Origin of the sequence: Streptomyces sp. CG4 (genome assembly GCF_041080655.1) — a bacterium.
GTDB lineage: Bacteria > Actinomycetota > Actinomycetes > Streptomycetales > Streptomycetaceae > Streptomyces.
Window position 1 is genome coordinate 4,446,666 of sequence record NZ_CP163525.1, and the last position, 22,869, is coordinate 4,469,534.

A 22,869-nucleotide genomic window follows, 5' to 3' on the forward strand; every position below is an offset into this window, starting at 1 on the left:
GCGTCGATTCCCGACTTCGACGGGGTCGGTCCCGACGTCGACGGAGTCGATTCACCTCGCCTGCGATCACGCGCCGCCGTCGGTTGTGATGTGTCAGCGGCTGCTCTGTGATGCGTCATCGGGCGCCGTCGCGCGGGGCGTGTGAGGATCGTCGGTCATGACCGGCAGTGAGCGGGAGCCCCTGGACGGCGGGCTCGCCCGGGGTGAAGAACGGGACGACGAGCAGGACGACGGGCAGGACTTCGTCGACGCGGACCGGGGGTTCCTCGGCCGGCTGGAGCCCGGCGTGGTGCGGGACGCGCGGGGCCGGGTGGTGTGGGACGCGGACGCGTACGGCTTCCTGGACGCGGAGTGTCCGCCGACCGCGCATCCCTCGCTGTGGCGGCAGAGCCGGCTCGTGGCACGCCAGGGTCTGTACGAGGTGGCGGCCGGGATCTACCAGGTACGCGGGCTCGATCTGTCGAACATCACCTTCGTGGAGGGCGACCGCGGTGTCGTCGTCATCGACCCGCTGATCAGCGCGGAGGTGGCCGCGGCCGCGCTCGGCCTGTACCGCGCGCACCGCGGCGCGCGGCCCGTGACGGGCGTGATCCACAGCCACTCCCACGTCGATCACTTCGGCGGGGTGCGCGGGATCGTCGACCCGGCCGAGGTGGCGGACGGGCTGGTACCGGTCCTGGCGCCGGCCGGGTTCCTGGAGCACGCGGTGAGCGAGAACGTCCTCACGGGTACGGCGATGGCCCGCCGGGCGGGTTACATGTACGGGGCCGCGCTGCCCAAGGGCCCGGCCGGGCAGATCGGCTGCGGGCTCGGGCAGACGACGTCGACCGGGAGCGTCGGACTGATCGCGCCCACCGTCGACATCACCGCGACCGGGCAGGAGGAGACCGTCGACGGGGTGCGGATCGTCTTCCAGCTCACCCCCGGTACCGAGGCCCCGGCCGAGATGAACTTCCACTTCCCGGATGCGCGGGTGCTGTGCGTCGCCGAGAACGCCTGCCACACGCTGCACAACGTGCTCACCCTGCGCGGGGCCCTGGTACGGGACCCCGGCGCCTGGGCCCGGTATCTGACCGAGACCGTCCGGCTGTTCGCCGCGGACACGGACGTCGTCTTCGGCTCGCACCACTGGCCGACCTGGGGGCAGGACCGCGTCGTCCGCTTCCTGGAGGAGCAGCGGGACGCCTACGCCTATCTGCACGACCAGTCCGTGCGTCTGATCAACTCCGGCCGCACCGGGGCGGAGATCGCCGAGCAGCTCTGCTTCCCGCCCGCCCTCGACCGGGCCTGGCACACCCGCGGCCACTACGGCTCCCTCAGCCACAACGCCAAGGCCGTGTACCAGCGTTACATGGGCTGGTTCGACGGCAACCCGGCCCATCTGTGGCAGCATCCGCCCGCCGAAGCCGCGAGCCGGTACGTGGAGTTCATGGGCGGTGCGGACTCCGTGGTCGCCAAGGCGAAGGCGTCGTACGACGCCGGGGATCTGCGGTGGGTCGCGGAGGTGCTGAGCCATGTGCTCTTCGCCGCCCCCGAGCACGCCGAGGCGCGCGCCCTGCAGGCCGAGACCTTCGAACGGCTCGGCCGGGGCGCGGAGTGCGGCCCGTGGCGCAACTTCTATCTGATGGGCGCTGCCGAGCTGCGCGGCGGCATCCTCGGTACGCCGACCCGCACGGCCCCGGACATCCTGGCCGCGCTGACGGTCGAGCAGGTCTTCCGGTCGCTGGCCGTACGCGTGAACGGCCCGCGGGCCGCCGGGGCCGGACGGCTGCTGCTGCGCTGGGAGTTCACCGACAGCGGCGAGGTGTGGTCCCTGTTGCTGTCCAACGGCGCGCTGACCCCGATGGCCGGTGACGCCCCGCGCGGCGAGCAGCCCGCCGTCGTGCTGCGGCTGGCCCGCACCACGCTCGACTCCGTGCTGGGCGGAGCCTCGACCTTCGCCGACGAGGTCGCGGGCGGCGCGGTGGTCCTGGACGGTGACGCGCGGGCCCTGGTCACGTTCGGTGCGCTGCTGGACGCGCCGGACCCGGACTTCGCGATCGTCACTCCATGACGCCGGCGTCCGTCTCGCGCAGCAGCAGGGCCGCGAGGACCAGGGCGGTGTTCCGGGGGTCGGCGAGGTCGAGGCCGGTCAGCTCCTGGACGCGGGCCAGCCGGTGGTCGACGGAGTTGGGGTGGAGACTGAGTCGGCGGGCGGTGGCGCGGCGGTCCTGGCGCTGCTCCAGATGCGTGCGCAGGGTCTCGACGAGTTCGGGCCGGCCGGCCAGGGGGTCGAGCAGTGCGGCGATCCGGTCGCTGCCCGCGCTGGGGCGGGACAGGTGGTACTCCAGCAGCACGTCGTCGAGCCGGTGCAGCCCGGGCTCCCGGCCGCACGCGGCGGCGATCCGGACCACCTCCCGGGCCAGCCGCGCGGCGCGCGGGATGTCACCGGCCCCGGTCGCACCGGCCGCCGCCAGCCGCACCCCCGCCCCCGCGGGCTCGCGCAGCAACTCCGGGATCCGGCAGGGGAGTTCGGTCGTACCGGGTATCACGGCGTGCCCGCCGTCGGCGTCGAGCAGGGCGGGCACGCACGTGCCGAAGCCCCGGTCCAGCGCGGCCTGAACCCGCCGCACCAGCCGCCGGACGGCCACCGGTGAACTCCCGTTGCCCGATGCCGAGTTGTCGAAGCGCAGCCACACCACAAGCGCGGGCCCGTCCGGTGTGACCCCGTCGGCGACCGGCCGGCCGGCCAGCAGCGTCCGGGCACGCGAGCGCCGCTCCTCCTCCCTCCCCCAGTGCCAAAGGGCCTGGGGGGACCCGCATGCGGCCGCCGCGGCCTGCTCGTCGAGATAGCTCTCGGCGACGGCTCCCACGACCCGGTCCGCCGCGCCGAACAGCGCCTCGGCCAGCTCGGCCAGGGCGTCCCGCTCATCGGGCCGGGCGGTCTCGCGCAGCGCCCGGAACAATTCCTTCGTGCCCAGGGTGTACGTGCGCAGCAGCAGGTTCAGCGGCATCCCTTCCCCGGCGCGCTGGGCGGCGCGTTCCTGGAAGTAGTCGAGCGCGTCCGGCCGCGGCCGGCGGACGCCACCGCGCAGGAACAGCCGCATGCCGTACCGGGCCGTCGCTGCGATCTCCATGTCCTTGACGTCGGCGGGCAGTTCGGCGTAGCCGCGCAGCTCCTCGAAGACGTCGCGCGCCATGCGCCGCGCCAGCTCGTTCACCCGCGGCTCGCAACGGGCGGCGAGCGCCACCGCGGCATCGGACAGCTCATGCACCTTGGATCACCCCACCGGACCACTCCGCGCCGCGCCGATTGCGATCCGCCACAGTAACGGGCGGTCACGACGATGGCGAGAGTGCGGATGGATACCTCCTGGGGGTATGGTGAAATGCAGGGAACCACCCTTGGGTGCCAAAGACCCGAGGGGTTTCCCGCATCCCCGTAAGGTGGACCCGTGATGCCCAGGCAGCCCGTCTCCGGCACGGCCGGGGCCCGCAACCGCCCGGCGGTGCGGCCCTGGCTGCTGGTCGTGGTCCTGCTCGGGCTGTTCCTGATGCACGGCGGCCCGGCCGCAGCCGGGGACGGCTGCCACGGGGCGATGCAGGACACCACCGCGACGGCCGCTACGACACCGGCCAAGACGTCCCCCGCGTTGGGCTCGACACCGGCCAAGACGTCCCCCACGTTGGGCTCGACACCGGCCAAGACCTCCCCCACGTTGGGCTCGACACCGGCCGGGATGCCTGCCGCGACGGCCGCGCACCCCGCCGGTCATCCCGCCGGTCACCCCGAGGCGGCCGGTGGCAAGGCCGTCGTACGGGCGGACGGGGCGGGCATGCGGGGTGCGCTGTGTCTGGCCACCACGCCCCGCTCCGAGATCCCGCCGCCCCCGGTCGCGGCGGCCGCCTTCGTGCTGCCGGCCGCCCTCCTGCTGCCGTGGGCCGGGCCGGCCTCCGACGGCACCCGGCGCCGGGGTCCGCCCGCCGGCGGCCGCCCTCTCCTCCTCCAGGTGTGCGTCGCGCGGACGTGACGGGACCCGCGGGCTCCGGCTCAGTGCCGGGGTCCCGCGCAGGTCTCCCGATCACCCGCGCCGTCGTACGGCGCCCCCCCTGGAAAGACACACCTGATGTCCCAGCGTTTCCGCACGTCCCGCCGTGCCCTCATGGCGGCCGCCGCCACCGCGGCACTCACCCTCGCCCTGGCCGCCTGCGGCACAGGCACAGGCTCCGGCTCCGGCTCCGACAAGCACGCCGGCCACGGCAGCACGCCGTCCTCCTCCGCCCCGGGCCATGACATGGCGTCGATGCCCGGCATGGAGCCCGCGTCCAGCGGCAACGGCCTGGCCGCCGCGAAGGACGGCTACCGGATGACCTCCACGGCCGCCACCCTCCCCGCCGGCGAGGCGAGCACCTATCGCTTCACCATCACGGGGCCCGACGGCAAGCCGGTCACCGGCTTCGCCGTGGACCAGACCAAGCGGATGCACTTCTACGCCGTCCGCTCCGACCTCACCGGCCTCCAGCATCTGCACCCCACGATGGCCGGCAACGGCACCTGGAGCGCGCCGCTGGCCGCGCTGCGGCCGGGCACCTGGCGGCTGTACACCTCGTTCACCCCGGACAGCGGTTCCGGCAAGGGCAAGGGCCTCGTCCTCAGCCGCACCGTGACGGTGCCCGGCATGGCGATGACCACTGCGCTGCCCAAGGCGTCCGGCACCACCACGGCCGACGGGTACACCGTCGCGGTGAAGGGCGATCTGATGGCGGGCATGGCCCACCAGCTGACCGCCACCGTCACCAAGGACGGCAAGCCGGTCACCGACCTCCAGCCCTACCTCGACACCTACGCGCATCTGACCGCGTTCCACCAGGGCGACCTCGCCTTCGCCCACCTCCACCCGGAGTCGAAGGCCGACGGCGGCCACGGCGGGCCGGCGCTGACCTTCCACGCCGAGTTCGCCCAGTCCGGGAACTGGCGTCTGTTCCTCCAGTTCCAGACCGGCGGCACGCTCCACACCGCCGCCCTGACCCTGCACGTCGGCTGAACGCGCCGAACGCCTTGGCCGCGACGGCGGCCAAGGCGTTCGCTTCAGCGGCGGGACTCAGTGCCCGCCGACCGTGAGTTCGTAGTCACCGATCAGGTCGCCCAGCAGGGTCCCGGCGGCCAGGTCGCTGGTGACGTGGCCGGCCATGTAGAGGCGGGAGTAGAGGACCTCGGCGCGCATCCACTCGTATTCCCCGGCCCGGTGCGGGGCGAGGGCGCTGAGGAAGGTGACGGCCGCGGCCGAGCGGGCCGCGTGCCGGGAGGGGTAGGAGTACGGGCCCTTGGCGCCGGGCTTGGTGTGCTTGTCCGGGCGCAGGGTCGGGTCCAGGACGTACGGGGCCGGCTGCTGGTCCTTGGCGGCCAGCTGGTCGCAGATCGTCTTGGCCATCTTCAGGGCCGCCTTGAGGCCGGTCTTCTCCGCGGTGCCCTTCGCGGCGGGGACGAGTTCGCTCCGGTCGTGGAGGTAGAGCTTCCAGACGTCGCTCTTGCCGTTCAGCTCCAGCCAGGTGGCCGCCTGCTTCCCGGCGGCCGTACGGGTCTTGGCGAGGGCCTGGACCTGGCGGAGTTCGGCGGTGCGCTGCTTCGCCGCGGGTGGTGCGGGGATCTGGCGGGCGGCCCAGGCGGCGAACGCCTTGTCGTCGCGGGCGGTGCCGTGCGCCTTCTTCCACTGGGCGAAGAGGGCGTCGGCCGTCGTCCGCTGGGCGTCGGCCAGCTTGCCGGCCGGGGCGATCTCGGCGTCGCTGAAGAGAGCCGGGGGCGGGCTCTGCTTGATGCGGTCGGTCGCCGAGAGTGTGAAGCCGGGGACGCCGGCGGCGGCCAGCTGCGGTGTGAGCAGACCGAAGGAGGCGGCGGCCACGGCGATGAGCGCGATGACGGCGTACGGCCATGTGATGCCGCGCAGGACGTTCATGCGACGGGGGTCCTTTCGAGGAGCGGTGCGGGGCTGCCCCCGGTGCTGAAGTGGGCGCGGGCGAGCCGGCGTACGTCGTTGTCGGGGAGGCCGGGGTTGAGCAGGGACTGGCCGACGATGTACTTGCTGAGGGAGACGGGCCGGGCACCCAGGCCCAGCAGGAGGCGGTCGGCGGGGGCGGGCCGGGCGCCGCCCTTGGTCTCCACCAGGACCTGCCCCGGGTCGAGGCCGGTGCTGCGGTCCCCGTGCCGGCAGACGAGGCCGACGTCGAGGGTGACGCGCGTGCCGTGGTCCAGGTCGGCGAGGGCCGCGCGGACATAGCGGATCTCCGCGGCGGGGGACAGTGCCGCGGTGGTGACGGGGATGTCCGCCCGGCGCAGCACCTCGTCGACGAACTCTGCGCCGGAGCCGTCGAGTCGGCCGTAGTCCTCGGCAGGGGTGCTGAGCGCGTGTTTGACGGTGGCGCCGCGGCCGTCCTTCGTCTTCACCTCCACCCGGCACAGCCCGTCCTCCGCGTACAGGCGGGTGCGGACCTTCCAGCGCCGGCGGCGCCGCTGCACATGGGCGCGCCAGGCGCCGAGCCGCTCGGTGTCGAAATAGGTGCTGAGGTAGCTCGTCGTACGGCGGCCGGCCAGGTCGAGGACCCGGTGGCTGTCGGCGAGCCGGTCCACGAGGAGGCGGGCGAGGTCGAGCGGGACCAGGTACTTGCGGTCGGTGCGGTGCTGCAGCGCGGCCGCCGCGTCGACCTCGGCGAGCGTGGCACCGCGCAGCGCGGACAGGCCGAGGTCGGGCACGAAGCCGAGGTCGGGCACGAAGGAAGCGGGAGCCGTCATACGACGGTCACCTGCTCGCGCGGCTCCGTGTCCTGGGCGACGGACTCGGCGACGGACTCGCCCGGTACGGCGGGGTAGCGGGCGGACACCCGGGTGGTCTCGCGGACGTAGTCGACCTCGTCGACCTCGACCGACAGCGGCGCGCGGCCGAAGCGGAAGGCGACGTCCCGGGCGATCAGGGAGGGGTCGTCGTAGACGCGGTCCAGGGTCAGCCGCACCGTGCGGGTGGGCGGCTGGTCGCCGCGCGGATCGTCCACCAGCAGGACCGCGACCAGCACCACCGCGTCCACCGCGATGACGAGCCAGCCGGCGCGCTGCGGAAGTCCGGTGCACAGGGCGATGACCAGGGTCACGAAGGTGTAGGCGACGTCGCGCAGGGTGAAGGCCGCACTGCGCAGCCGGACCAGGGACAGGATGCCGAACAGCCCGAAGCCGACCCCGGCGGAGAACTTGCCCGCGCTGATCGTGCTCATCGCCGCGAACAGACCGACGTTGAGGGTGACCAGGACCAGCGGCATCGCCGGTGCGCTGGGACGGCGCCGGTAGAGCAGGCCGACGAGGATCAGCAGGGCGACGATGTCGAGGCCGCCGCGTGTGCCGAGGTCGCCGGGGGCGATGTGGTGGGTGATGCCCTTGGCGGCGAGCACCAGTGCGTGCATGGTTGTCCCTTCCGCCCCGGCGCACAGGACGGCGGACCGGTCGCGGCCCGCGGTGCGCCGCGACGTGAAGGACGGTAGGGATGTCACATGAAGAGACCATGAAGCCTTCCCCGTGCCCGGGACCGGCGCGGCGGGCCGTTAGCCTGCCGCCATGCACTACCTGGTCGTCGACGACGAGACCCGCCTCACCGACCTCGTCGTCCGCTACCTCACCGAGTCCGGACACACCGCCGAGGGCCGCTACGACGGCCCCTCCGGGCTGGCCGCCGCCCGTGACCCCCGCCTGGACGGGATCGTCCTGGACGTGATGCTGCCCGGCATGGACGGCGTCGAGGTGTGCCGGACGCTGCGCGGCGAGGGCATCGACGTGCCGGTGATCCTGCTCACCGCGCGCGGCGCGATCAGCGAACGGGTCGCGGGGCTCGACGCCGGCGCCGACGACTACGTGCTCAAGCCGTTCGCGCTGGAGGAACTGCTGGCCCGGCTGCGGGCGATGTCCCGGCGCCGCCCCGACTCCTGCGACCGGCTGCGGGTCGGCGACCTCGTCCTCGACCCCGGGCAGCAGCGCGCCTGGCGGGCGGACACCGAAATCGGCCTGTCCCGGCGGGAGTTCGCGGTGCTGCGGGTGCTGATGGAGCACGCCGGCCGGGTGGTGACCCGGCTGCAGCTGCTCGACGAGGTCTGGGACGGCGAGACCGACCTGCGCAGCAACGCCATCGACGTCCACGTCTCCAAGGTGCGCGCGAAGGTCGACCGCGCCTTCGGCCGTACGACGATCACGACCCTGCGCGGACGCGGCTACCGGCTGGAGACCGCCCCGTGACCCTGCCCGGCGGGCTTCGGCCCTGGTTCGGGCGGCTGCCCGTCGTCACACGGCTCGTGCTGGCCGTCGCCGTCACCATGTCGCTCGTGCTGACCGGAACGGCCTGGCTGGTGTACTGGCGCGTCCAGACCGCCCTGGACCGGCAGCTCCACGACGACCTCGCCGCCTACCGGCACAGCCTCGACCGGGCCCTGCGCGCCGGTACCGCGCTGCCGCCGGGCCCCAGCGGCAGCCTCTACCAGATCCTCGACACCCACGGCCGGGACCTGGCCTCCAGCGCCGCCGTCGGCCACCGGCCCCTGCTCACTCCCGCCGAAGTCGACGCGGCCGTCCACGGGCACCTGGTGCGCCGTGACGTCGGCTCCCTGCTGCCGATCACTCCCGACACACTGCGCCTGCAGGCCGAGCGCGTCAGGGCGGGCGGGGCGACCCGCGTCCTCGTCGCCGCCGTCCGGCGCGGGCACCGCGACGAGGCGCTGCGCGAACTCCTCGCCCAGCTCGCCCTCGCCTCCGGACTGACCCTGATCGCCGCCTCGTACGTCGGCTACCGCACGGCCCGCGCCGCGCTGCGCCCGGTCGAGCGCTACCGCACCGCGGCGGCCACCCTCGCCGACGGCGCGCAGAACCTGCGGCTGGACGTGCCCGCCGACCGCGACGACGAGATCACCCGCCTCGGCCACACCCTGAACCGCATGCTGGACCGCCTCGCGGCGTCCGCCGCCCGCGAGCGCCGGTTCGTCGCCGACGCCAGCCACGAACTGCGCACCCCGCTGTCCCTGCTGCGGGCCGAGGTCGACCTCGCGCTGCACCGCCCCCGCTCGGCCGGGGAGCTCAACCAGACCCTGCGCTCGGTCGACGCCGAGGTGCAGCGCCTGATCGGCCTCTCCAACGCCCTGCTGAACCTGGAGGAACTCGGCAGCGCCGACCACCTCACCCGGACGCCCGGAGCACTGGCCGACCTGGTCGGGACCGCCGTGGCCCCCCATCTGCGCCGCGCCGAACGCGCCGGACGCGACCTGCTGACCGACGCGGCGGACACGACCGTGGACGTCGACACCCGCTGGCTGGTGCCCGCCATCGGCAACCTCGTCGGCAACGCCCTGCGGCACGGACACGGGACCGTCCGCGTCACGGCCACCGTCCACGAAAGCCGGCTGCGGCTGGCCGTCACGGACGAGGGCCCCGGTTTCCCGCCCGAGTTCCTGCCCCGCGCCTTCGACCGGTTCGCCCGGGCGGAGGCGAGCCGCACGAGCGAGGGCTCCGGCCTGGGGCTGGCCTTCGTCCAGGCGGTGGCCACGGCACACGGTGGTACGGCCCGCGCGGAGAATGCCGGCGGCGGGGCGACGGTCACCATCGAAATGCCGTGTTGATCAGCACCGTTGTGGCCCGGGCGGGTCGGTCGGCGAGGGAAGGAGGACCGACCCGCCCGGGGGTCTCAAGGGGCTGCGGTGCACAGACCGCCCGGGGTCACAGGCCCACGTCCCGGCTGCGGATGTCCTCCAGGGACTCGCGGCGGACCAGCAGCCGGGCGAGGCCGTCGCGTACGGCGACCACGGGCGGGCGGCCGACCAGGTTGTAGCCCGAGGCCATGGACAGGTGGTAGGCGCCGGCCACCGGGACGGCGAGCAGGTCGCCGGGCCGGGTGTCGGCGGGCAGTGCCACGTCGGTGGCCAGGACGTCGCCGGCCTCGCAGTGCCGGCCGACCACCGTGACCCGGGCGCGGTCCGCCGTGCTGTGCCGGCCGATCAGCCGCGGCGCGTACCGGACGCCGTACAGGGCCGGGCGCGGGTTGTCGCTCATGCCGCCGTCGACGGCCACGAAGACGTGGTCGCCGGTGTGCTTCACGGACAGGACGCGGTACACGGCGATCCCCGCCGGGCCCGCGATCGCCCGGCCCGGCTCGATGATCAGGCGGGGCACGGGAAGCCCGGCCGCGGCGCAGGCGTCGGCGAGTTCCGCGCGGACCCTGCGGGCCAGCGCCGTCAGGTCCAGCGCCTCCTCGCCGGGGCGGTAGGCGATGCCGTGACCGCCGCCGAGGTCCAGCTCGGGCAGCACCAGTTGGTGCTGCTCGTACAGCCTGCTCATCAGGCCCACCATCCGTCGTACGGCGACGAGGTACGGCTTGACGCTGGTGATCTGCGAGCCCAAGTGGCAGTGCAGACCGGTGAGTTCGAGCTGCGGCTGGTCGAGGATCCGGGTGATGGCGTGCTGGGCGTACCCGTCGGAGATGCTGAGGCCGAACTTCTGGTCGTCGGTGCCGGTGCGGATCTTCTCGTGGCCGCCGGCACTGATCCCGGGCACCACCCGGACCATGACCTTCTGGTGGCCGTCGGGTCCGACGGCGGCGGCCAGCCGCGCGATCTCGGCCGGACTGTCGATGACGATGCGTCCGACGCCGAGGCGCAGCGCGGTGTCCAGGTCGCGCGGGGACTTGGCGTTGCCGTGCAGCACGATCCGTTCGGCCGGGAACCCGGTGGTGACGGCGAGTTCGAGCTCACCGGCGGAGCACACGTCCAGGCCGAGGCCCTCCTCGTCCATCCAGTGGGCCATGGCCCGGCACAGGAACGCCTTGGCCGCGTACAGGACTTCGGCGTCGGGGAAGGCGTCCAGGTAGGTACGGCAGCGGTCGCGGACCTCGGCCTCGTCCAGGACGTAGACGGGGGTGCCGAAGCGGTCGGCGACCTCCGCGAGCGGTACGCCGCCCACGGTGAGGTCGCCGTGCGGCGGTTCGAGGGTCGACGCGGGCCACACCGACAGCTCGGCGGCTCCGGGGAGGACGGTGGGTTCGTGAACCGTGGTCATCTGTGCTGCCCCTCTCAGGCGATCCGCAGCGCGGGAATCTCGGACGGGACCGGCGTGACCGGCGCGGGGGCCGGGGCGGTGAACTGCGGGTCCACCGTGAGAGCGGTGACGCCGAGCGGGGCGGTCAGCGCGCGCAGGGCGGGCTCGGCGAGGCGGATCCAGGCCTGTCCGGCGCCGAGCGTGGTGGTCAGCCGGCGCTCGGAGGTGAAGCCGACGGCCGTACGGTCGCCGAGCGGCGTGCGGAAGAGCCGGGCCGCACACCCGGAGTGCCCCGGCCGGACCGGGACGTACAGCGGTCCGGCCGGGAACGGATCGGAGGGCTCGGGGTCTTCGCCGTAGCGGAGTTCTGCCATGGGGTGCCTCCCGAAAGGCAGCGCGGGTGGGATCTGGGGCCCCGGACGCGGGGAGGCGGACCGGGGCTCGGTCCCGACGTTATGCCCGGTGTCCGGGGGTACCGGGCGACCCCTGACGTGACGCTGACGCCGACCCGGACGACCTTGACGGCACGCTGACACTGCTGGTGGGAGTGGCTGGAAAGGGCCGTCAGAAGGGTGTCAGAAACGGGCGTTCGGGCTGTTCGGGAACGGCGCGGCGCGGTCTCATGGAAGGGATTCCAAGGAGGAGCCGATGTCCGAGTACCGCCCGCCTGCGACCGCCCGGGTCGTGGTGGGAGTGAGCGGCTCACTGGGCGGCGCGACCGCCCTGAGCCGGGCCGCCGTCGAGGCCAGGCGCCGCGGAGCGGAGCTGTGGCCGGTGCTGGCGTGGGAGCCGCCGGAGGGCGATCTCACCGCGCGCAGGTTCCCGGCCGCGACCGCCCTGGCCCCCGAGTGGGAGCGGCTGGCGCGTGAGCGCCTCGTCGAGGCGCTCAGCGAGGTGTTCGGCGGCACGGACACCGGGCTGCCCGGACAGGCGCTGGTCGTCCGGGGTGCGCCGGGTCCCGCCCTGGTGCGGACCGCGTCCCGCGAGGACGACGTCCTCGTCGTCGGCGCGGGGCAGCGGGGCCGCCTGCACCGGGCCCTGTGGCCGTCGGTCAGCCGCTACTGCCTCGCCCACGCCACGTGCCCGGTCCTCGCGGTGCCGCCGTCGCCGTTGCAGGCGGAGCTGGCCTCGGTCCACCGCAGGAACGCCTGGCGGCTGCGGCTGAACTCCGGTCACTTGGAACGGGAGTTGCACATGGTGCCGCCGGAGTCCTGAGCGGTTGCCACGCTCACCGGCGCCGGCGGGGTGCCGCTGTGTGTGGCTACCCGGCGCCGCCCGACACCACGAGCCCCCCGGGACGCTCGCGCTCCGGCGCCGTCGGGACCGCGAGCACCATGGTGAGACCCCCGCCCGGCGTGTCCTCGGCGAGCAACGTACCGCCGACCGCCTCGGCGAATCCCCGGGCGACGGCGAGGCCGAGCCCGACCCCCACCCCCCGCGGAGCGTCCCCGTAGCGCTGGAACGCTTCGAAGATACGGTCCTTCGCCTCGTCCGGGACGCCCGGACCGCGGTCCACGACCCGCACCTCGACACGGTCGCCGAGGGCGCTCGCCGACACCAGGACCGGCTCGCCCGGCGGGCTGTACTTGACGGCGTTCTCCACCACGTTGGCCACAGCCCGCTCCAGCAGCCCGCGGTCGACGTACACCATCGGCAGGGTCTCGGGGATGTCCAGCTCCACGCTGTCCTCGGGCACCCCGCCGAGTGCCATCGGCACGACCTCGTCCAGGTCGGTCTCCCGGATGATCGGGGTGACCGTGCCGGTCTGCAGGCGGGACATGTCGAGCAGGTTGCCGACGAGGTGGTCGAGCCGGTCGGCGCCCTCCTCGATGGCCTCCAGCAGATCCGCCCGGTCCCGCTGCGACCACTCCACGTCGTCCGAACGCAGCGATGTCACCGCGGCCTTGATGCCGGCCAGCGGGGTGCGCAGATCGTGGCTGACGGCGGCGAGCAGCGCGGTCCTGATGCGGTTGCCCTCGGCCAGTTCCTTGGCCCGCCCGGCCTCGCGCCGCAGCCGCTGGCGGTCCAGGACGACGGCGGCCTGCGCGGCGAACGCGGCCAGCACCCGCCGGTCGGCGGCGGGCAGCACCCGCCCGCGCAGGGACAGCGCCATGTGGTCGCCGACGGGTACGTCGACGTCCGCGTCCTCGGGGATCCGCGCGGGCTCGGGGCCCACGCTGCCGGCGCAGGTCCAGGGCGCCGTCTCGCCGGTCCGCTCCAGCAGGGCCACCGACTCCATGCCGAAGGTCTCGCGGACCCGTTCCAGCAGCGCCTCCAGGGTCGTCTCCCCGCGCAGGACGTTCCCGGCGAGGAAGGAGAGGATCTCCGACTCGGCGCGCAGCCGCGCGGCCTGATGGGTACGGCGGGCCGCCAGGTCCACCACCGAGGCCACGGACACCGCGACCCCGATGAAGATCGCGATGGCGACGATGTTCTTCGGGTCGGCGATGGTCAGGGTGTGGACGGGCGGGGTGAAGTACCAGTTGAGCAGGAGGGAGCCGACGACCGCCGAGGCCAGCGCCGGGAAGAGGCCGCCCAGCAGGGCCGCCGCCACCGTCAGCGTCAGGTACAGCAGCATGTCGTTGGCGAGGCCGACGTCCGGGGCGGCGCTGGTGAGCAGCCAGGTCAGCAGGACGGGCCCGAACACGCCGACGAGCCAGCCCCGGATGACCCGGGAGCGTCCGAGGCGTGTTCCCGGAGTCACCGGCAGTCCGCGGCCCTTGCCCGCCTCGTCGTGCGTGATGAGGTGCACGTCGAGGTCGGGACCGGAGTCCCGGGCCACCGTCGCACCGACCCCCGGCCCGAAGACGTACTGCCAGCTGCGGCGGCGGGAGACACCGAGCACGATCTGGGTGGCGTTGACGCCCCGGGCGAAGTCCAGCAGCGCGACCGGTATGTCGTCACCGACCACGTGGTGGAAGGTTCCGCCCAGGTCCTCGACCAGCGTGCGCTGGACGGCGAGTTCCTTCGGGGAGGCGGCGGTGAGGCCGTCGCTGCGGGAGATGTAGACGGCGAGGACCTCGCCGCCGGCGCCCTTCTCGGCCAGCCGCGCGGCACGCCGTATCAGAGTGCGGCCCTCGGGGCCGCCGGTCAGCCCGACCACGATCCGCTCCCGCGAACCCCAGATGGTCGACACCCGGTGCTCGCGGCGGTACTCGTTCAGGTACTCGTCGGCCCGGTCGGCCACCCACAGCAGGGCCAGCTCCCGTAGTGCCGTGAGGTTTCCGGGGCGGAAGTAGTTGGAGAGGGCCGCGTCGACCTTGTCCGGCTTGTAGATGTTGCCGTGCGCCATGCGGCGGCGCAGCGCCTGCGGGGACATGTCGACCAGCTCGATCTGGTCGGCCCGCCGGACGATCTCGTCCGGGACGGTCTCCTGCTGCCGTACCCCGGTGATCGACTCGACGACGTCGCCGAGTGACTCCAGGTGCTGGATGTTGACGGTGGAGATCACGTCGATGCCGGCGGCGAGGAGTTCCTCGATGTCCTGCCAGCGCTTGGTGTTGCGGGAGCCGGGGATGTTGGTGTGCGGCAGTTCGTCCACGAGCGCCACCTGGGGGCGGCGGGCGAGGACGGCGTCCACGTCCATCTCGGTGAAGACGCTGCCCCGGTAGGCGAGTTCCTTGCGCGGCACCTGTTCCAGGCCGTGCAGCATCACCTCGGTGCGGGGCCGGCGATGGTGCTCGACGAAGGCGACCACGCAGTCGGTGCCCCGCTCGATCCGGCGGTGCGCCTCCGCCAGCATCGCGTACGTCTTGCCGACGCCGGGTGCCGCGCCGAGGTAGATCCGGAGTCTGCCGCGTGCCATGTCATCCCTCGAAGCGGTAGCCCATGCCGGGCTCGGTGATCAGATAGCGGGGCTGGGAGGGGTCCGACTCCAACTTGCGGCGGAGCTGGGCCATATAGACCCGCAGGTAGTTCGTCTTGTTGCGCTGTGAGACCCCCCAGACCTCCTGGAGCAGCTGCTTCTGCGTGATCAGCCGGCCGGGGTTGGTCACCAGGATCTCCAGCAGATGCCACTCGGTCGGGGTCAGCCGCACGTCCCGCCCGGCCCGTACGGCCTTCTTGGCGAGCAGGTCGAGACTGAAGTCGTCCGTCTCGACCAGCGTCGTCTCGGGCACGAGCGGGGTGTCCTCGGTACGGCGGACCGCGGCCCGCAGCCGGGCCAGGAGTTCGTCCATGCTGAACGGCTTGGTGATGTAGTCGTCCGCGCCGGCGTCGAGGGCGGCGACCTTCTCGTCGGACGCCTGGCGGGCGGACAGGACCATGATCGGCACCCGGCTCCAGCCGCGCAGGCCCTTGATGATCTCCACGCCGTCCATGTCGGGCAGGCCGAGGTCCAGCAGCACCACGTCGGGCTGACGCGCGGCGGCCAGCCGGAGGGCGGTGGCACCGTCGGGGGCGGCGTCCACGCCGTAGTGACGTGCCTGCAAGTTGATGACGAGGGCCCGTACGAGCTGCGGGTCGTCCTCCACCACGAGCACCCTGGTCATGGGGTGTCTGCCTCTCCTGTCATGCCTGCGGGAGTTGGCACCGGCAGGGTGCCAACTCCCGTCGCGAATCGCGTAGGGCCGTCACTTCTTGGCTACGAGGTCCTTGAGCGCGATGTTCAGTTTCAGGACGTTCACCTGCGGCTCGCCCATGAAGCCGAGCGTGCGGCCGGTCGTGTTGTCCTTGACCAGCTTCTCGACCTGGGCGACGGACAGCCCGTTCTTCGCGGCGACCCGGTGCACCTGCAGTTCGGCGTACTCCGGGGAGATGGCCGGGTCCAGTCCGGAACCGGACGAGGTGACGGCGTCGGCCGGGATGTCGGACGGCCGCACGGTGTAGCCGGGGACCGAGTTGTCCTTGACGACCTTGTCCCTGGCGTCCTCGACCTGCTTGAGCAGCACCTTGCTGTCGGCGGACAGGTTGGTGGCGCCGGAAAGGATCAGCTTGTACTGCGTGTTGAGGCTGTTCGCGCCGAGGCCGTTCGCCGGGCGGGGCTGGAAGTACTGGAGGCTGTAGCCCTGTTGCCCGATCAGGGACGAGCCGACGACCTTGCCGTCCGCCTTGATCTCGGAGCCGTTCGCCTTGTCGCTGAACAGCGCCTGGGCCACGCCGGTGACGACCAGCGGGTAGATGACGCCGGTCACCAGGGTCAGCACGAGGAGGGCCCTGAGGCCCGCCCCGAGCAACCGGGCGGTGTTCGTTACGGAGTTGTTCATGGCGCGATCAGCCGATTCCGGGGATGAGGGAGATGAGCAGGTCGATGATCTTGATGCCGATGAAGGGTGCGATCAGGCCGCCGATGCCGTAGATCCCGAGGTTGCGGCGGAGCATCTTGTCCGCGCTCATCGGCCGGTAGCGCACGCCCTTCAGGGACAGCGGCACCAGCGCGATGATGATCAGCGCGTTGAAGATGACGGCCGACAGGATCGCGGAGTTGGGCGAGGACAGCTGCATGATGTTGAGCTTGTCCAGGCCCGGGTAGACCGCCGCGAACAGCGCCGGGATGATCGCGAAGTACTTCGCGACGTCGTTGGCGATGGAGAACGTGGTCAGCGCACCGCGCGTGATCAGCAACTGCTTGCCGATCTCCACGATCTCGATGAGCTTGGTCGGGTTGGAGTCGAGGTCGACCATGTTGCCGGCCTCCTTCGCGGCCGACGTACCGGTGTTCATCGCCACGCCGACGTCCGCCTGCGCGAGGGCCGGGGCGTCGTTGGTGCCGTCACCGGTCATCGCGACCAGCTTGCCGCCCGCCTGCTCCCGCTTGATGAGGGCCATCTTGTCCTCGGGGGTGGCCTCGGCGAGGAAGTCGTCGACGCCCGCCTCCTCGGCGATGGCCTTCGCGGTCAGCGGGTTGTCACCCGTGATCATGACCGTCTTGATGCCCATGCGGCGCAGCTCGACGAACCGCTCCCGCATGCCGTCCTTGACGACGTCCTTCAGGTGGATGACACCCAGGACGCGGGCGCCCTTGTCGTCGTTCACGGCGACCAGCAGCGGGGTGCCGCCGGCCTCGGAGATGCGGTTGGCGACCGAGTCGGCGTCCTTCGCGACCGTGCCGCCCTGCTCCTCGACCCAGGCGATGACCGAGGCCGTGGCGCCCTTGCGGATCTTCCTGCCGTCGACGTCCACACCCGACATACGGGTCTGGGCGGTGAACTCGATCCACTCGGCGTGCGCCAGCTCGCCCTGGTGGCGCTCGCGCAGCCCGTACTTCTCCTTCGCCAGGACGACGATGGAGCGGCCCTCGGGCGTCTCGTCGGCCAGCGAGGACAGCTGGGCCGCGTCCGCGACCTCGGCCTCCGTGGTGCCCTTGACCGGCACGAACTCGGCGGCCTGCCGGTTGCCGAGCGTGATGGTGCCGGTCTTGTCCAGCAGCAGCGTGGAGACGTCGCCGGCGGCCTCGACCGCGCGGCCGGACATGGCCAGGACGTTGCGCTGCACCAGCCGGTCCATGCCCGCGATACCGATCGCGGAGAGCAGGGCGCCGATGGTGGTCGGGATGAGGCAGACCAGCAGGGCGACCAGCACGATCATGGTCAGGTGCGTGCCCGCGTAGGTGGCGAACGGCGGCAGCGTGGCGACGGCCAGCAGGAAGACGATGGTCAGCGAGGCGAGCAGGATGTTCAGCGCGATCTCGTTGGGCGTCTTCTGCCGGGCAGCGCCCTCGACCAGGTTGATCATCCGGTCGATGAAGGTCTCGCCGGGCTTCGTCGTGATCTTGATGACGATGCGGTCGGAGAGGACCTTCGTACCGCCCGTGACGGCACAGCGGTCGCCGCCGGACTCACGGATGACCGGGGCGGACTCACCGGTGATGGCCGACTCGTCCACCGAGGCGACACCCTCGACGACGTCACCGTCGCCGGGGATCACGTCACCGGCCTCGCAGACCACCAGGTCGTCGATGGTCAGCGCGGTGCCGGGGACCTCCTCCTCCGTGCCGTCCTTGAGCAGCCGGCGGGCGACGGTGTCGGTCTTGGCCTTGCGCAGGGTGTCGGCCTGCGCCTTGCCGCGGCCCTCGGCGACGGCCTCCGCCAGGTTGGCGAAGATCACGGTCAGCCACAGCCAGGCGCTGATGGTCCAGCCGAACCAGTCGCCCGGGTCCTTGAAGGAGAAGACGGTGGTCAGGACGGAGCCGATCCACACCACGAACATCACGGGCGACTTGACCATCACCCGCGGGTCGAGCTTGCGGAACGCGTCCGGCAGCGACTTGACCAGTGCCTTGGGGTCGAAGAGGCCCGCTCCGACACGGCCCTCGTCGGGCTTGTGCCCGGTCGGCGCGTCCTGGTGGGGCGCAAGGGTGGGAGTGGACATGGAGTCCTCGTGCTCCTTGGTGTCGGTCGTCATCACGCCAGCCCTTCCGCGAGCGGGCCCAGCGCGAGGGCCGGGAAGTACGTGAGACCGGTGATGATCAGGATCGCGCCGACCAGCAGGCCGGTGAACAGCGGCTTCTCGGTGCGCAGGGTGCCCGCGGTGACCGGGACCGGCTTCTGCTCGGCGAGCGAGCCGGCCAGGGCCAGGACGAAGATCATGGGCAGGAAGCGGCCGAGCAGCATCGCGAGCCCGGTCATGGTGTTGTACCAGTCGGTGTTCGCGTTCAGCCCGGCGAAGGCCGAGCCGTTGTTGTTCGACGCCGACGTGAAGGCGTACAGGACCTCGGAGAACCCGTGCGCGCCGGAGTTGAGCATCGAGTGCGGCGGAGTCGGCAGGGCCATGGAGGCCGCCGTGAAGACCAGCACCAGGGCGGGGGTGATGAGGATGTAGCAGGCGGCGAGCTTCATCTCGCGGCCGCCGATCTTCTTGCCCAGGTACTCGGGCGTACGGCCGACCATCAGACCAGCGATGAACACCGCGATGACCGCCATGATCAGCATGCCGTAGAGGCCGGAGCCGGTGCCGCCGGGCGCGATCTCGCCCAGCATCATGCCGAGCATGGTGATGCCGCCGCCGAGGCCGGTGAAGGAGGAGTGGAAGGAGTCCACCGCACCGGTCGAGGTCAGCGTCGTGGCTACGGCGAAGATCGACGATCCGCCGACACCGAAGCGGACCTCCTTGCCCTCCATCGCGCCGCCCGCGGCCTGGAGCGCCGGGCCGTGGTGGGCGAACTCGGTCCACATCATCAGGACGGTGAAGCTCAGCCAGATGGTGACCATCGTGGCGAGGATCGCGTAACCCTGCTTCACGTTGCCGACCATCACGCCGAAGGTGCGGGTCAGCGAGAACGGGATCACCAGGATCAGGAAGATCTCGAAGAGGTTGGTGAAGGGCGTCGGGTTCTCGAAGGGGTGGGCGGAGTTGGCGTTGAAGTAGCCACCACCGTTGGTGCCCAGCTCCTTGATGGCCTCCTGGGAGGCGACCGCGCCGCCGTTCCACTGCTGCGAGCCGCCCATGAACTGGCCGACCTCGTGGATGCCGGAGAAGTTCTGGATGGCACCGCAGGCGACCAGGACGACCGCGGCGATCACGGCGCCCGGCACCAGGATGCGCAGCGTGCCGCGCACCAGGTCGGACCAGAAGTTGCCCAGCTCACCGGTGCGCGAGCGGGCGAAGCCGCGTACGAGGGCCACGGCGACGGCGATGCCGACGGCCGCGGAGACGAAGTTCTGCACGGCCAGGCCGGCGGTCTGCACGATGTGACCCATGGTCTGCTCGCCGGAGTACGACTGCCAGTTCGTGTTCGTCACGAACGAGACAGCCGTGTTGAACGACTGCGCCGGGTTGACCGACGAGAAGCCCATCGAGCCGGGCAGCACGCCCTGGAGCCGCTGCAGCAGGTAGAGGAAGAGGACGCCGGCCGCCGAGAAGGCGAGGACACCGCGCAGGTACGCGGGCCAGGTCATCTCGGTGTCGGGGTTGGCACCGATGGCCTTGTAGATCCACTTCTCCACGCGCAGATGCTTGCGCGAGGAGTAGACCTTGGCCATGTAGTTGCCGACGGGGACGTAGACGAGCGCGAGCGCGCCTATGAGGGCGAGCAGCTGGAGCACGCCTGCGAGTACGGGACTCATGTCTGCTCTCAGAACCTCTCCGGGTAGATCAGGGCGAGGACGAGATAGCCCAGCAGGGCGACGGCCACGACCAGGCCGACGATGTTCTCGACGGTCACAGCTTCGTCACCCCCTTGGCGACGAGGGCCACCAGCGCGAAACCCGCGAGGACGGTGACGACGAAGGCCAGATCGGCCATCGCGAACTCCTGGAGTGAGGTTCGGTGAAACGGACGTGTACGAGGAAAGCGCCTGTCTGGCCGGATCCGGGCGCCCGTTGACGCCTCTCATACGGCCGCGCTTACGCCTTTGACGGGTCTCTTACGGCCCCTGACCCGTACCGGCGGGTAGCGACCCGCGACAGCAGGTGACCCTGGTCACAGCCGCTCCGGCTCGGCCTCCGGGATCAGCACGGTGACCTGGGTGCCGGGCTCGGCGGCGGCCACCTCGCGGACGTACGCGGCGATGGGACGCCCGAGGGGATGCCCCGGCTCACAGCGGCCGCATGCGCCGCCCGTCACACCCGTCACAGCCGGAACCGCAGTCGGCAGATCACCGCGTCCGTCTCCCGGCGCACGGCGTGCGCGACGAGCGCACCCCGCTGGTTCTGCAGCAGCCTCCCCCACGCTCGGCTTCGCTCGCGCGGGGGCACCCCCAGCCACAGCCGCTCCGGCTCGGCCTCCGGGATCAGCACGGTGACCTGGGTGCCGGGCTCGGCGGCGGCCACCTCGCGGACGTACGCGGCGATGGGACGCCCGAGGGGATGCCCCGGCTCACAGCGGCCGCATGCGCCGCCCGTCACACCCGTCACAGCCGGAACCGCAGTCGGCAGATCACCGCGTCCGTCTCCCGGCGCACGGCGTGCGCGACGAGCGCACCCCGCTGGTTCTGCAGCAGCCGCTGCCACAGCCGCTCCGGCTCGGCCTCCGGGATCAGCACGGTGACCTGGGTGCCGGGCTCGGCGGCGGCCACCTCGCGGACGTAGGCGGCGATGGGGCGCCCGAGCGTGCGCCGCCGGCAGGACAGCCGGACGAGCTCCACCCCCGGGTCCCAGTCCGCCCAGGCGCGCTCCAGCGCGTGCAGCTGGGCCCGGTCCTCGGGGTCCGGGTAGCACACGGTCACCGCGCGGACCTCGTCGCCGAGGGAGCTGGCCGCGCTGAGGGCCTCGGAGGTCAGCCGGGACAGGGTGGACACCGGCACGACCACCAGCGAGCGCTCGCGGTGCGGGGCCTCCGGGATACGGCCCAGCCCGAGCCGCTCGCCGATCCGGCCGTAGGCGCGGTGCACGGTCTGGAAGGCGACCACCAGCAGCGGCAGGGCGATGACGATCAGCCAGGCGCCCTCGGTGAACTTGCTCGCCGTGACGACGACGGCGGCGATGCCGGTGAGGATGGCACCGAACCCGTTCAGCAGCGCCTTCCCGCGCCAGCCGGGTCCCTTTTCAAGCCGCCAGTGCCGGACCATGCCCACCTGGGCGATCGTGAAGCCGACGAAGACACCGATGGCGAACATCGGCACCAGGGTGTTGGTGTCGCCGCCGGAGAAGACCAGCAGCGCGGCCGAGACGACGGCGAGCGCGAGGACACCGTGCCGGTGCACCTGGCGGTCGGCCTTCAGCGCGAAGACGTGCGGCGCGTAGTTGTCGCGGGCGAGCAGCTTCAGCAGCACCGGCAGCCCGCCGAAGGAGGTGTTCGCGGACAGCGCCAGCAGGATCACCGTCGCGAACTGGATGATGTAGAAGGCCCAGTTGTGGCCGAGCGCGGCGTCCGCGAGCTGGGCGAGGACGGTGACGCCCTCGACCGGCTGGAGGTGGAAGCGGCCGATCAGCACCGACAGGCCGATCAGCATCAGGCCGAGCACGGCACCGAGGGCGACCTCGGCGCGCTGGGCCCGGCGCACCCGCGGCACCCGGAAGGAGGGGACGGCGTTGGCGATGGCCTCGACGCCGGTCAGCGCGGCACACCCGGAAGCGAATGCCTTCAGCAGCAGGAGCGCGCCCACGGAGGAGGCGTTGCCGGCGAGGACCGAGGCGTGCCCGGCGGCGGTCACCGTGCTCACGGGGTGGGAACGGAACAGGCCGACGGCGATGAGGACGAAGATCGAACCGACGAACACGACGGTCGGCACGATGAACGCCTTCGCCGACTCCACGATCCCGCGCAGATTGACGCCCGTGATCAGCGCGAGCACCGCCAGGCACAGCCACAGCCGGTCGCCGTAGAGGGACGGGAAGGCGGAGGTCAGGGCCGCCACGCCGGCCGTCACCGCGACCGCGACGTTGAGCACGTAGTCCAGTACCAGCGAGGCGGCGGCCACCAGGCTGGTGCGCGCCCCCAGATGGGTCTTGGCCACGGCGTACGACCCGCCGCCGTCCGGGAAGGCCGCGATCACCTGCCGGTACGACGCCACCAGCACCGCCAGCAGGGCGGCGATCGCCAGCGTGACCGGCATCGTGAAGCCCAGCCCGTGCGCGCCCGCGGCGGCGAGGACGAGGACGATCGCCTCGGGACCGTAGGCCACCGACGCCATGGCGTCCAGCGACAGGGCCGCGAGCCCCGTGACGGCGGTCAGCCGGTGCCGCTCGCCGGTATCAGGCGGCTCTTCGCCGGCGGGTACGGCATCCGGCTGCTCGGTGGTCAGGACGGACATGGGCGCGGGCTCCTTCTTCGTTCCACCGCGCATGAGGGTTCAGGAGTGCGCGGGTGCACCCAGGTTCCGTCCGTTTGCGACCGGATCCGGCTTCTCCTTGCGGCATCTTCGCGCGCAACCGGCCGACCTTGACGCGATCTTGACGGCCTGCGCCCGGACAGCTCGGTCCCTCCGGTTCACCGGATGCGGCCGCACCCCCGTCATCAGGTTG

Annotated in this window: 20 protein-coding genes and 1 pseudogene; 6 read left to right on the top strand and 15 right to left on the bottom strand. The window is 72.3% G+C overall.

Annotated elements, in window-relative coordinates; all coding sequences use genetic code 11:
• Positions 1–157: 157 nt before the first annotated feature.
• Positions 158–2,053, top strand: a complete 1,896-nt coding sequence (locus AB5L52_RS20210) for an alkyl/aryl-sulfatase (RefSeq protein ID WP_369365416.1) — start codon at positions 158–160, stop codon at positions 2,051–2,053.
• Here the strand turns inward: AB5L52_RS20210 and AB5L52_RS20215 are convergent.
• Positions 2,043–3,254, bottom strand: coding sequence for a PucR family transcriptional regulator (locus tag AB5L52_RS20215; RefSeq protein WP_369365418.1), 1,212 nt, complete (start codon positions 3,252–3,254; stop codon positions 2,043–2,045). The two genes, AB5L52_RS20210 and AB5L52_RS20215, sit on opposite strands and share 11 nt — an antisense overlap.
• Positions 3,255–3,437: 183 nt before the next feature.
• Here AB5L52_RS20215 and AB5L52_RS20220 point away from each other — a divergent pair, with 183 nt between their 5' ends.
• Together AB5L52_RS20220 and AB5L52_RS20225 are read left to right on the top strand one after the other, a co-directional pair.
• Positions 3,438–4,010, top strand: a complete 573-nt coding sequence (locus tag AB5L52_RS20220) for a hypothetical protein (protein ID WP_369365419.1) — start codon at positions 3,438–3,440, stop codon at positions 4,008–4,010.
• 96 nt (positions 4,011–4,106) lie between these two features.
• Positions 4,107–5,024, top strand: coding sequence for a hypothetical protein (locus AB5L52_RS20225; RefSeq protein WP_369365421.1), 918 nt, complete (start codon positions 4,107–4,109; stop codon positions 5,022–5,024).
• Positions 5,025–5,081: 57 nt separating this feature from the next.
• Here AB5L52_RS20225 and AB5L52_RS20230 read toward each other — a convergent pair whose 3' ends face one another.
• The 3 genes from AB5L52_RS20230 to AB5L52_RS20240 are packed head-to-tail and all read right to left on the bottom strand — an operon-like array spanning position 5,082 to position 7,425.
• Positions 5,082–5,933, bottom strand: a complete 852-nt coding sequence (locus AB5L52_RS20230; protein WP_369365423.1) for a phosphatase PAP2 family protein — start codon at positions 5,931–5,933, stop codon at positions 5,082–5,084.
• Entirely contained in the window at positions 5,930–6,766 is an 837-nt protein-coding gene (locus tag AB5L52_RS20235; RefSeq protein ID WP_369365426.1) for a polyphosphate polymerase domain-containing protein, read from the bottom strand. The genes AB5L52_RS20230 and AB5L52_RS20235 overlap by 4 nt, the downstream gene beginning before the upstream one ends.
• Entirely contained in the window at positions 6,763–7,425 is a 663-nt protein-coding gene (locus AB5L52_RS20240) for a DUF4956 domain-containing protein (RefSeq protein ID WP_351026044.1), read from the bottom strand. Before AB5L52_RS20240 ends, AB5L52_RS20235 begins: the two co-directional genes overlap by 4 nt.
• Before the next feature lie 151 nt (positions 7,426–7,576).
• Between AB5L52_RS20240 and AB5L52_RS20245 the strand changes: the two genes are divergently transcribed.
• Both AB5L52_RS20245 and AB5L52_RS20250 read left to right on the top strand, forming a co-directional pair.
• A complete protein-coding gene (locus AB5L52_RS20245) occupies positions 7,577–8,248 on the top strand; it encodes a response regulator transcription factor (RefSeq protein WP_351026042.1) in 672 nt (223 codons plus the stop codon).
• A complete protein-coding gene (locus tag AB5L52_RS20250; protein WP_369365429.1) occupies positions 8,245–9,618 on the top strand; it encodes an ATP-binding protein in 1,374 nt (457 codons plus the stop codon). Before AB5L52_RS20245 ends, AB5L52_RS20250 begins: the two co-directional genes overlap by 4 nt.
• A 97-nt stretch (positions 9,619–9,715) precedes the next feature.
• Here AB5L52_RS20250 and lysA read toward each other — a convergent pair whose 3' ends face one another.
• The gene (lysA, locus tag AB5L52_RS20255) at positions 9,716–11,050 is read right to left on the bottom strand and encodes a diaminopimelate decarboxylase (RefSeq protein ID WP_351026039.1); all 1,335 of its coding nucleotides are present in this window, start codon (positions 11,048–11,050) and stop codon (positions 9,716–9,718) included.
• Between the two features lie 14 nt (positions 11,051–11,064).
• Positions 11,065–11,403, bottom strand: coding sequence for an SAV_915 family protein (locus AB5L52_RS20260; RefSeq protein WP_351026038.1), 339 nt, complete (start codon positions 11,401–11,403; stop codon positions 11,065–11,067).
• A gap of 274 nt (positions 11,404–11,677) precedes the next feature.
• On the opposite strand from AB5L52_RS20260, the gene AB5L52_RS20265 reads away from it, so the two are divergent.
• Entirely contained in the window at positions 11,678–12,244 is a 567-nt protein-coding gene (locus tag AB5L52_RS20265) for a universal stress protein (RefSeq protein WP_351026037.1), read from the top strand.
• A gap of 46 nt (positions 12,245–12,290) precedes the next feature.
• Here the strand turns inward: AB5L52_RS20265 and AB5L52_RS20270 are convergent, their stop codons facing one another.
• The 9 genes and pseudogenes from AB5L52_RS20270 to AB5L52_RS20310 form a co-directional block, all read right to left on the bottom strand.
• Positions 12,291–14,834, bottom strand: a complete 2,544-nt coding sequence (locus AB5L52_RS20270) for a sensor histidine kinase KdpD (RefSeq protein WP_351566731.1) — start codon at positions 14,832–14,834, stop codon at positions 12,291–12,293.
• Position 14,835: 1 nt separating this feature from the next.
• Entirely contained in the window at positions 14,836–15,519 is a 684-nt protein-coding gene (locus tag AB5L52_RS20275; protein ID WP_351026033.1) for a response regulator, read from the bottom strand.
• Between the two features lie 81 nt (positions 15,520–15,600).
• Positions 15,601–16,233, bottom strand: a complete 633-nt coding sequence (locus AB5L52_RS20280) for a potassium-transporting ATPase subunit C (protein WP_369365432.1) — start codon at positions 16,231–16,233, stop codon at positions 15,601–15,603.
• Positions 16,234–16,240: 7 nt separating this feature from the next.
• A complete protein-coding gene (kdpB, locus tag AB5L52_RS20285) occupies positions 16,241–18,370 on the bottom strand; it encodes a potassium-transporting ATPase subunit KdpB (protein ID WP_369365433.1) in 2,130 nt (709 codons plus the stop codon).
• The gene (gene kdpA / locus AB5L52_RS20290; RefSeq protein WP_351026026.1) at positions 18,370–20,031 is read right to left on the bottom strand and encodes a potassium-transporting ATPase subunit KdpA; all 1,662 of its coding nucleotides are present in this window, start codon (positions 20,029–20,031) and stop codon (positions 18,370–18,372) included. Before kdpA ends, kdpB begins: the two co-directional genes overlap by 1 nt.
• Before the next feature lie 8 nt (positions 20,032–20,039).
• Complete coding sequence (kdpF, locus tag AB5L52_RS20295) at positions 20,040–20,129, bottom strand: K(+)-transporting ATPase subunit F (RefSeq protein ID WP_023547871.1); 90 nt, start codon at positions 20,127–20,129, stop codon at positions 20,040–20,042.
• Between the two features lie 257 nt (positions 20,130–20,386).
• Positions 20,387–20,539: a hypothetical protein gene (locus AB5L52_RS20300; RefSeq protein ID WP_351026023.1), complete on the bottom strand. Its 153-nt coding sequence runs from the start codon at positions 20,537–20,539 to the stop codon at positions 20,387–20,389.
• Positions 20,536–20,769, bottom strand: a pseudogene (locus AB5L52_RS20305) (hypothetical protein); the annotation flags it as partial. The gene AB5L52_RS20300 and the pseudogene AB5L52_RS20305, both read right to left, overlap by 4 nt.
• A gap of 47 nt (positions 20,770–20,816) precedes the next feature.
• Positions 20,817–22,658, bottom strand: a complete 1,842-nt coding sequence (locus tag AB5L52_RS20310; protein ID WP_369365436.1) for an APC family permease — start codon at positions 22,656–22,658, stop codon at positions 20,817–20,819.
• Positions 22,659–22,869: the final 211 nt, after the last annotated feature.

Coding starts and splice junctions, on each gene's coding strand:
- AB5L52_RS20210 (WP_369365416.1), top strand. CDS start 158: ATGACCGGCAGTGAGCGGGAGCCCCTGGACGGCGGGCTCGCCCGGGGT.
- AB5L52_RS20220 (WP_369365419.1), top strand. CDS start 3,438: ATGCCCAGGCAGCCCGTCTCCGGCACGGCCGGGGCCCGCAACCGCCCG.
- AB5L52_RS20225 (WP_369365421.1), top strand. CDS start 4,107: ATGTCCCAGCGTTTCCGCACGTCCCGCCGTGCCCTCATGGCGGCCGCC.
- AB5L52_RS20230 (WP_369365423.1), bottom strand. CDS start 5,933: ATGAACGTCCTGCGCGGCATCACATGGCCGTACGCCGTCATCGCGCTC.
- AB5L52_RS20235 (WP_369365426.1), bottom strand. CDS start 6,766: ATGACGGCTCCCGCTTCCTTCGTGCCCGACCTCGGCTTCGTGCCCGAC.
- AB5L52_RS20240 (WP_351026044.1), bottom strand. CDS start 7,425: ATGCACGCACTGGTGCTCGCCGCCAAGGGCATCACCCACCACATCGCC.
- AB5L52_RS20245 (WP_351026042.1), top strand. CDS start 7,577: ATGCACTACCTGGTCGTCGACGACGAGACCCGCCTCACCGACCTCGTC.
- lysA (WP_351026039.1), bottom strand. CDS start 11,050: ATGACCACGGTTCACGAACCCACCGTCCTCCCCGGAGCCGCCGAGCTG.
- AB5L52_RS20260 (WP_351026038.1), bottom strand. CDS start 11,403: ATGGCAGAACTCCGCTACGGCGAAGACCCCGAGCCCTCCGATCCGTTC.
- AB5L52_RS20265 (WP_351026037.1), top strand. CDS start 11,678: ATGTCCGAGTACCGCCCGCCTGCGACCGCCCGGGTCGTGGTGGGAGTG.
- AB5L52_RS20270 (WP_351566731.1), bottom strand. CDS start 14,834: ATGGCACGCGGCAGACTCCGGATCTACCTCGGCGCGGCACCCGGCGTC.
- AB5L52_RS20275 (WP_351026033.1), bottom strand. CDS start 15,519: ATGACCAGGGTGCTCGTGGTGGAGGACGACCCGCAGCTCGTACGGGCC.
- AB5L52_RS20280 (WP_369365432.1), bottom strand. CDS start 16,233: ATGAACAACTCCGTAACGAACACCGCCCGGTTGCTCGGGGCGGGCCTC.
- kdpB (WP_369365433.1), bottom strand. CDS start 18,370: ATGACGACCGACACCAAGGAGCACGAGGACTCCATGTCCACTCCCACC.
- kdpA (WP_351026026.1), bottom strand. CDS start 20,031: ATGAGTCCCGTACTCGCAGGCGTGCTCCAGCTGCTCGCCCTCATAGGC.
- AB5L52_RS20310 (WP_369365436.1), bottom strand. CDS start 22,658: ATGTCCGTCCTGACCACCGAGCAGCCGGATGCCGTACCCGCCGGCGAA.